Origin of the sequence: Leptolyngbya sp. FACHB-711, from assembly GCF_014695615.1 — a bacterium.
Taxonomy (GTDB): domain Bacteria; phylum Cyanobacteriota; class Cyanobacteriia; order Elainellales; family Elainellaceae; genus Leptolyngbya_A.
This window is the reverse complement of the sequence record NZ_JACJOR010000316.1, coordinates 1-4984: the sequence shown is the minus strand read 5'-3', so window position 1 is coordinate 4984 and position 4984 is coordinate 1. Positions and strand designations below refer to the sequence as shown.

Sequence of the window (4984 nt, the reverse complement as noted above, 5' to 3'; positions counted from 1 at the left end):
ATGGTTTGGTGAGATGCAAACGTTTTACCAGAAGGCGATCGAATAATTCAGATAATTATCACAAAGTTATCCCAAATTGCAATCCGTTACCTCTTCTTTAATCGCTGGAAGAAGAGGTTTTCCCACAGTCGTTTTTTCGCGAATGTTTTTTGCGGTTCTCTGGGTTAGCGAACTGGTAAACAAACGGTAAACTGCGTTCTTCCGGGCTGCGATTCGAGGGTAACTGATCCCTGATGCCGATTTTCGACAATTCGGCGCACCATTTCCAATCCCAACCCCGATCCTTTTCCCACCGCTTTGGTTGTAAAGAACGGCTCAAAGATTCTCGATCGAATCTCCGGCGGAATTCCTGAACCAGAATCAGCAATTTGTACCAGAATGCGATCGCCCTGATTTTTCGTGGTTAACTCTAGAATTCCTTTTTCATTCATAGCATCGATCGCGTTATCAATCAGGTTTGTCCAGACCTGATTCAATTCACTGCCATACGCGGAGATTTGAGGCAGATCAGGAGCATAGCTGCGTTTGACTTCAATTCCATGTTTAACTTTGTAGCTAAATAGCTTCAGTGTATCTTCTAAGCCATCATGCACATTCACGATTTGCTGTGCCCCCTGATCAAGATGCGAATAAGACTTCATCGATCGCACCAGTTCAGCAATCCGTTCTGCGCCGTGGAGCCCGCTCGTAATCATGGACATCACCTCAAATGATAATGCTAGCCAGCGAATTCCCATCTCTCTCATTTCGGTGGAATCATCACGCCAGCGTTCCATTAAGTGTTCCAGCGTTTTGATTTTAATATCACCTTGTGCTAACGGTTCAGCCAGTTTCCAGGCATCCTTAACGCCGTAATCCTCCAGCCAGTCGAGCAGTTCTTCTTCTCGATCGCTCAGCGCCATCGGGTCAGTGTGCTTGTGCAAAATCGCCTCGTAGCCCTTGTCGCGGGTTTCCAGCCATTCCTGTGTGTGTTCTGGCTCAACTTGAGTTTGTCCGTAAACCAGATTCATTCGCTGTAGCTCGATCAGGGCAGGCGTGACATCTTTTAAGGCTCTGACGACAGCAGCGGCGGGATTGTTGAGTTCGTGCGCGAGTCCGGCTGCCAGTGTGCCCAGGGCTGCCATCTTTTCTCGATTACGGATAAACGACTCCAGCCCCCGCGATCGACGGGCAACGGTTTGAAAAATCTGCTGCTCAAACACGCGGCATTCGTGCAGCAATGCTAAAAAGTCATCATTGCAGAGCCGATATAAACGGCAGTCCGTTAGTCCTCGCACAGTAACCGGGGAAGCCTCTCCAGTTAATACTGGGATTTCACCAAAAAACGCAGGGGCTTCGTGATGTCCGATCGGCATTTCAACCCCGTCACTTTTGCGCGTCATTCCAATCTGTCCTTGCATTAGGACCAAAAAGCCGATCGGCGCATCTCCCTCACGGGTGAGAATTTGGTTTGTCGATAGCTCGACTAATTCCGAGCGGTGACAGATCCAGTTCAGGCGCTCGATTGGCAATGGGTGAAATAATTCCAGCTTGGCTAACTCTTCAGCACATAACATGATGATTTTGCCTCAATCGAGAACTTGGCTAAAACTTGTTGGCTAGAACCTGTTAGCTGAAACTTGTTGACTAAAACTTGTTGACTAAAACTTGGACGATGGCAATTCTGGAAAAAATGTCGCTGTTCTCTCGGTTTCAAAGCCCCTTAGAATTAGGAAATTTAGAGGGCAGTGCAGGACATTTGCAGCTTCTCAAATCACCTCTAGCGGAAACTGTAAGGTAGACAACAAACCAAAGCACTAAACGATCGGTTTAACCAATTTTGAGTAATTGTTTTAGAATGTTTTTGAGTAATTGTTTTAAAGTGTGAATCTGCTGCTTTCCGGAAACCCTGCAAAGAATTGACTTTGTCACAATCAGACTTTGTCGCAATACAATCAATACACAACTAATATCGAAGGTAGCCCGAAGCGAATATTGCTGATAATTCTGGAGCAAACGATATGGCGAAACCAATCATTCTCACAGTAGATGATGATCCAGATGTTCTGCAAGCGATCGCACGAGATTTGCGAAAACAGTACGGCGATCGATTTCGGATTGTGCGGGCAGATTCCGGGGCGGTGGCGATCGACGCGCTGCATCAGATTAAGCTGCGAAATGAAGCGGTTGCCCTGTTTCTGGTCGATCAGCGAATGCCGCAGATGAACGGGGTCGAGTTGCTGGAGCAGGCAATTCCGCTCTTTCCAGAAGCAAAGCGGGCACTGCTGACCGCCTACGCTGATACCGATGCTGCGATTCGCGCCATTAATAGTGCCAGGCTTGACTACTACCTGCTGAAGCCCTGGGACCCGCCCGAGGAGCGGCTGTATCCGGTGCTGGATGATTTACTCGATGACTGGATGGCAGGTTTCCGTCCGCCATTTGAAGGCATTCGCGTGGTGGGCAATCGCTGGTCGCCGCAATCCCATGAAGTGAAGGATTTTCTGGCACGAAACCAGATTCCCTATCAGTGGTTGGATGTGGAACTTGCACAGGAAGCCTGTCAGCTCCTGGCTTATGGCGAACCCGATGGACTTCAGCGTTTGCCGCTCGTGCTGTTTACTGATGGTTCGCGCCTGGTTCAGCCCTCTACCTTAGAAATTGCGGCGCGGATTGGGCTGCGAACCCAGGCAGAACGTCCCTTTTATGATCTGGCGATCGTGGGGGGAGGTCCGGCGGGACTGGCGGCGGCGGTGTATGGGGCATCGGAAGGGCTAACCACGGTGATGATCGAGCGCGAAGCTCCGGGCGGGCAGGCAGGGTCGAGTTCGCGAATCGAAAACTATCTCGGTTTCCCGGTAGGACTCAGCGGCGCGGATCTGGCACGGCGAGCCGTAACCCAGGCAAAGCGGTTTGGTGTAGAGATTTTAACGCCACAAACGGTGACTGGCATTCGGCTTCAGGATTCCTACCGCATTCTTACCCTGGCAGACGGCAGCGAAGTAAGCTGTCACGCGCTCTTGATCGCCAGCGGCGTTTCTTACCGAAAGCTCAACATTCCAGGCGAAGAGCGATTGTCGGGTGCGGGCTTGTATTACGGGGCAGCAATGACCGAGGCTCTCTCCTGTCAGGGGGAAGATGTGTTTGTCGTGGGCGGTGCAAACTCGGCAGGACAGGCGGCAATGCACTTCTCGAAATATGCGCGATCGGTCACGATGCTGGTGCGCGGCGATTCCCTCACCAAGAGTATGTCTCAATATTTGATTGATCAAATCGAATCAACCCCCAACATCACTGTTCGCACCTACACCCAGGTTGCAGAAGTTAAGGGCGAGAAGAATTTAGAGGGAATCGTGCTGCAAGACACTCGCACCGGAGCGCAAGAAACTGTTCCAGCACCATCGCTGTTTATCTTTATTGGCGCACGTCCGGCAACCGATTGGCTGGCAGGGGTGGTAGAACGCGATGAAAACGGCTTTATTCTAGCGGGTCCAGATTTGCTGCAAAACCAGAGCCGTCCAAAGGGCTGGACGCTCGATCGCGATCCGTTTCTGCTGGAAACGAATGTGCCCGGTATTTTTGTAGCGGGAGATGTGCGGCATGGCTCGGTAAAGCGGGTTGCATCGGGCGTTGGCGAGGGCAGCGTTTGTGTGCAGTTTATCCATCGCTATCTCAGCAAAGTGTAATTTTTCCAGAGAATCGATTCAGCCTAGAGAATCAATTCAGCAGTGTAAAAAAAAGGGGGGCAGTGCCCACCCTAAAATGAACTGAAATTAGAATTCAAGCCGTAACTCGACTCAGATTTACCGCTGTTCCAGCGAGGTGATAAGCGGCTGTCGTACAGGCTGATAGTAGCGCTCTTCCAGCCAGACACGCAGATCGTCTTCAGAAATCCATTCGCTTTCTTGCCCCGTTATCGGATCGTGAGCGTGCCAAATCGGATTGCCCATCTGGTCGTAGGTTTTCCAGATATGGGGTTCTGTTGTCGATTCCAGCATGCGGGAGATCGGTCGCCAAATTTGCCTCAGCCAGTCGCTCAGTCGATGGGTATGACCGGAGTTGTCTTGCGATACCTGCTGAAGTTCAGCGATCGTTAAAGGAATTTGTTCGAGTTGTTTATACTCCAACCACTGTTTTTGCGTTCTCATTTTTGTGTACCTCCTCACAACATTGCTCTGGCGCTGTTTGCTCATGCAGCGAAGTCCGACAGTTTGACTGCCGAGGAGCAGTTGTTATGAATCCCATAAAGTATGCAGTTGAGCGAAAGGAGCATTGCTCCCTGTTTAAGTTTCCAGCTTGTTTTAACCGATCTCAAGCCTGGAGTCAGCGAGATGTCGTGAGAGAATGCCGTATTCGGTTGAAATTGCAGAATCAAATCGACTGCACTTATCCGGCAGAATTCCATCTCAGAAACTCTAGCAGGGCAGACGTTCTGCGATCGGCACTCTACATCTCAAATGGAAATCACCCTATTGAAAAGCTGCTTTGGGGCAGCAAAGACAAATATCTTTCCTGAAGGACAGGAAAGTAGAACGACCTCTGCTTGACTTACCTATTAGTATAGAAAGCCTGCGATGGCTCGACCTCCCACACCCGGATGAGCTGACTGGGCGATTCTATCAGGTGTTCTGTCTATCCGGTGTTCTATCAAGTGTGCTGGGTTTGCCTGCTTTTACAGCGCGATTTGATCAAGACGAATCACAGCAGCTCGGCTGCGTCACGCTCTTGCTGAAGGGCAACTTCGACCTGGAGGTATTGGGCTTCGAGCTGTGCCATAGTCACCGCAATTTCCTCGGCTCTATCTTCAATCCGGTTCAATTGCCCAATCTGTTCTAATTGTCGGCAAAGTGCGACTAGCTCCACTGCTCCTAAATACTGGCTGCTCGACTTGAGGGAATGAGCCGCCCGCGTAAATTCTTCTGTGTTTTCCTGCACCAGGGCGGTTCGCATCACTGCGAGCAGGGCTGGAGACTCTTGCAAGTAGCAGTCGATGATTTGAACGAAC

5 protein-coding genes are annotated in these 4984 nt (G+C 50.4%); 2 read left to right on the top strand and 3 right to left on the bottom strand.

Features of this window, described 5'->3' with window-relative positions; translation table 11 throughout:
• Positions 1-164 precede the first annotated feature (164 nt).
• Positions 165-1556, bottom strand: coding sequence for a sensor histidine kinase (locus H6F80_RS12875; RefSeq protein ID WP_190791947.1), 1392 nt, complete (start codon positions 1554-1556; stop codon positions 165-167).
• A 444-nt stretch (positions 1557-2000) separates the two neighbouring features.
• Between H6F80_RS12875 and H6F80_RS12870 the strand changes: the two genes are divergently transcribed.
• On the top strand, positions 2001-3665 hold the full coding sequence (locus H6F80_RS12870; protein ID WP_190791946.1) for a response regulator: 1665 nt from the start codon (positions 2001-2003) through the stop codon (positions 3663-3665).
• Between the two features lie 117 nt (positions 3666-3782).
• Here H6F80_RS12870 and H6F80_RS12865 read toward each other — a convergent pair whose 3' ends face one another.
• Positions 3783-4127, bottom strand: a complete 345-nt coding sequence (locus tag H6F80_RS12865) for a hypothetical protein (protein WP_190791945.1) — start codon at positions 4125-4127, stop codon at positions 3783-3785.
• An 86-nt stretch (positions 4128-4213) separates the two neighbouring features.
• Between H6F80_RS12865 and H6F80_RS12860 the strand changes: the two genes are divergently transcribed.
• A complete protein-coding gene (locus H6F80_RS12860) occupies positions 4214-4495 on the top strand; it encodes a hypothetical protein (RefSeq protein WP_190791944.1) in 282 nt (93 codons plus the stop codon).
• Positions 4496-4677: 182 nt separating this feature from the next.
• On the opposite strand, the gene H6F80_RS12855 is transcribed toward H6F80_RS12860, so the two are convergent.
• The coding region (locus H6F80_RS12855) for an Hpt domain-containing protein (protein ID WP_190791943.1) at positions 4678-4984 on the bottom strand (307 nt) is incomplete at its 5' end.

Bases quoted from the DNA above. Each gene is read 5' to 3' on its own strand.
- H6F80_RS12870 (WP_190791946.1), top strand. From the start codon at position 2,001: ATGGCGAAACCAATCATTCTCACAGTAGATGATGATCCAGATGTTCTG.
- H6F80_RS12875 (WP_190791947.1), bottom strand. From the start codon at position 1,556: ATGTTATGTGCTGAAGAGTTAGCCAAGCTGGAATTATTTCACCCATTG.
- H6F80_RS12860 (WP_190791944.1), top strand. From the start codon at position 4,214: ATGAATCCCATAAAGTATGCAGTTGAGCGAAAGGAGCATTGCTCCCTG.
- H6F80_RS12865 (WP_190791945.1), bottom strand. From the start codon at position 4,127: ATGAGAACGCAAAAACAGTGGTTGGAGTATAAACAACTCGAACAAATT.